This window comes from Burkholderia sp. GbtcB21, assembly GCF_019091065.1.
GTDB classification, from domain to species: domain Bacteria; phylum Pseudomonadota; class Gammaproteobacteria; order Burkholderiales; family Burkholderiaceae; genus Burkholderia; species Burkholderia pyrrocinia_C.
In genome coordinates this window covers 1-3085 of record NZ_JAGXKA010000056.1, presented here as the reverse complement: position 1 = coordinate 3085, position 3085 = coordinate 1, and the positions used below count along the sequence as shown (strand labels likewise).

The following is a 3085-nucleotide window of genomic DNA, read 5'->3' as shown; positions in this document are numbered from 1 at the left end:
CAACGTGCAGCCGGCGTGGTGCAGCCGGCGCGGGGCGGCTGGCGCGGTGCGGCGGGCGAGACGCCGGCGCGGCGCGGCTACCCGGCGTCGGTATTTGATAGCCTGCCGCGATTGCTGGAGCGCCCCGGCGCCACCAGCATCGGCAGCATCACCGCTTTTTATACCGTGCTGCTTGAAGGCGTCGATGGGCCGGACCCGATGGCGGACGAAATCCGCTCCATTCTGGACGGCCACATCTACCTGAGTCGCAAGCTGGCAGGCCAGGGCCACTATCCGGCGATAGACGTGCTGAAAAGTGCCAGCCGCGTTGCGGGCCAAGTGACCGAGCCCAGCCATCAGCGCCTCGCCTCCGGCGTGCGCGCGCAGATGGGGCGGCTGGAGGAGCTGCAAGTGTTCGTCGATCTCGGCGAGTACCGGCCGGGCGAGAACGCCGACAACGACAGGGCGATGCAGGTGCGGGAGCCGTTGCAGCGCTGGCTGCGCCAGCCGCTGGACGAAAGCTCGCCGTTCCTCGACACGTTGAAGGGAATGCATGCGCTTATTGCCTAAGCTGCGCGCCCTGCAACGCCGCAGCGAAGCGTCGCAACGCCGTTGCGAGACCCAGCTTTCGCAACTGGCGCGAGAAGATGAAGGCTTGCGCCATGACGAGGATGCGCTGGCAGTCCAGGCGCACGGCTTGCGCCAGCTGCAGGAAACGCAGCGCGCGGCCGGCGCCGTGCTGGAGCGCGGCCAGCTGCTTGCGCTGCTGCGCAAGCAGGCGGTGTTGCGGCATCAATTGCAGAACCTGGGGTTGCAGGCCGAGCAATTAAGCGAGCGGCGCCAGGCGCTGGCTGAGCGCAGGTTGGAACGGCAGGACGAGCGGCGCACTTGGCAGCGCAAAGAGGACAAGTATCAATACTTGACCGCGCGGCTGCGCAAGCAGGCGCGCTTGGCGCGTCTGCGCGAGGAAGATGCCGAACAAGAGGAAAATATACGATGGAAACTGTGATCCCCGTTGCCTTTCCGGGAGACGGCGCGATGGCGTCGCCTGACGATACGGACAGCCTGATGGATAGCCTGTCCCGCGAACTCGCGCGGCGGGAGCCGCAGCCTCGGAACGAGGAGGAGCGCGATCGCGAATCTGCCGCCGAGGCGCGGCCCTGGCTGCCGCCGCTTCCGCCGGCCTTGGCGGCATTGCGCCGAAATCAAGCGGGCCAGGTAGCTGCAGCGGTCGAGCCGGAGGGGCGCAGTCAGTCGCTCCCTATGGGGGCCTTGCCCCAGGGTGGCGGCGCGGCGCCGCATTCCCGGAGCGCCTGGCCGCTGGCGGAACTTGTCCGCGGCAAGGCGGCCGTCAGACCCGGCGGGCTGGAAGGCAAGGACGGCGCGCTGCCGCTTCTCCGCGCCGCGCTGTCGTTGCCGGAAACGGTGGGCCGCATGATGGCAGCCAAGTCCGGCGCGCAGGATGGGAAGCATCCTGCGGCGTTGCCGGAGGCCGCGAGGGTGGTTGCGGCGTCCATGGCCGCGGCCGACGGGGGGCTGGCGTTTCTTTCCGGACAGATCGCCGCCGCGCCGGAGCATGCGGCCTTGCCACATTCCGTCGAGCGCAAGCCGCGCCCCGACGCACTCCCGCTCCACGGAGGCCCCGTCCAGTCCGACGCCGCCGCGCCGGAGCATGCGGGCCTCGCATCGTCGGCATCGGCCTTGCCACATTCCGTCGAGCGCAAGCCGCGCCCCGACGCGCTCCCGCTCCACGGAGGAGGCCCCGTCCAATCCGCGCCACCTTCCCGTTTAACGCCATCTCCATCGACCCAGGCGCGCCAGGAATCGGCGCCCGGATTGCCGCGGCATGCGCGCAGCGAGCGCGCACCGGCTGTCGATGCGCCGCAGAGCGGCCTGACCTACCGTTTTTCGCGCTGGGGGGGCGAGCACGCGGTAACCGTGCAGGCGCCGGCGAACGGCGTCTTGTTGCTGCAGCCTTCGGATGCCTTGGTGGCGCAACGTCTCAGCGAGCAGTGGCAGTCCGGCAATCCGCAGCAGTGGCAACTGGCGCGCGATGGCGGCAAGGGAGGGGAGGAGGGGGGCGAGCAGCGGCAGCGGCCGCAGCAAGAAGAGGATGAGGCCTGATGCTGGGATTGAGACGGATAGACGCGGCGGAGCGTGCGCTGGTCCGCAGCGCCGCCGCTTGGCGGCGGCTGGGCTGGGACGCCCAGTTGGAAATGCCGCCGCGCAGCGGCGTGTGGCTGCAGCTGGCGGATGCCGCCGGGTGTTGGCAAGGATGGCTGAGGCCCCGGGACTGGCTGGCTCACGCGGTGCCGCAACTGGCTGAGCTGGCGGTGTCCTCCGGCATTGACGCGCTGGTGGCGCAGTGGCTTGACGCTGTCGAACATCCGTTGGAACTGCCGATGCCGGAGCTGGCTTACCAGCGGTTGCGGCTGGGCGAGCCGGTGGCGGCCGATGCTCTGCCGCAGCGCCCCTTGCTGAGGGTGATGGTGCCGGGTGGGCCGCTTTGGCTGGAGCGTTTGCCGGAAGCGGAGGCCTCCGCCCCGCCGCCCTTGTCCGGTTTGCGCTGGCCGCTGCGTTTCGTCGTCGGCGACAGCCGGGTCCGCCTGGCCTTGCTGGATCGAGTCGGGCGCGGCGACGTGCTGCTGATCCGCGAACTGGCGCGGGAAGTGCGTTGCCATGACAGGACAGTGGGTTTTTACCGAATCGTTGGAGAGGATATCGCCATGGAGTGGCAGGAGCAGCAGAACATGGAGGATGAAACCGAGGCCGTGCATGAAATGGGTCAATTGCCGGTGAGGCTGGAGTTCGTGCTGCACCGCGACCGCCTGACGCTTGGCGCGCTGCAGGACATGTGCCGCGGCGATCTTCTGCGGCTGCCGGCGGATGCCGAAAGGCAGGTAGAGGTGCGGGCCAACAGCGCGCTGATCGGGCGAGGCGAATTGGTGCAACTGGATGGCCAACTGGGGGTGGAAGTAACCGAATGGCTGGGCGGGGCCGGCGATGTCGAATGATATTTCGCTGATCGCTCTGCTGGCATTCTCCACGCTGTTGCCGTTTTTGATCGGGGCGGGAACCTGCTTCGTCAAGTTTTCCATCGTGTTCG

General features: G+C 68.6%; 3 protein-coding genes and 2 pseudogenes. All 5 read left to right on the top strand.

Going from position 1 to position 3085, the window contains the following annotated elements; translation table 11 throughout:
* Window positions 1–549, top strand: a pseudogene (locus tag KVT39_RS36230) (EscN/YscN/HrcN family type III secretion system ATPase); the annotation flags it as partial.
* Window positions 533–988, top strand: coding sequence for a hypothetical protein (locus KVT39_RS36225; RefSeq protein ID WP_217591406.1), 456 nt, complete (start codon window positions 533–535; stop codon window positions 986–988). The pseudogene KVT39_RS36230 and the gene KVT39_RS36225, both read left to right, overlap by 17 nt.
* Window positions 976–2103: a type III secretion system needle length determinant, SpaN/EivJ family gene (locus KVT39_RS36220; RefSeq protein WP_217591405.1), complete on the top strand. Its 1128-nt coding sequence runs from the start codon at window positions 976–978 to the stop codon at window positions 2101–2103. Before KVT39_RS36225 ends, KVT39_RS36220 begins: the two co-directional genes overlap by 13 nt.
* A complete protein-coding gene (locus KVT39_RS36215; RefSeq protein WP_217591404.1) occupies window positions 2103–2993 on the top strand; it encodes a YscQ/HrcQ family type III secretion apparatus protein in 891 nt (296 codons plus the stop codon). The genes KVT39_RS36220 and KVT39_RS36215 overlap by 1 nt, the downstream gene beginning before the upstream one ends.
* Window positions 2983–3085, top strand: a pseudogene (locus KVT39_RS36210) (EscR/YscR/HrcR family type III secretion system export apparatus protein); the annotation flags it as partial. The gene KVT39_RS36215 and the pseudogene KVT39_RS36210, both read left to right, overlap by 11 nt.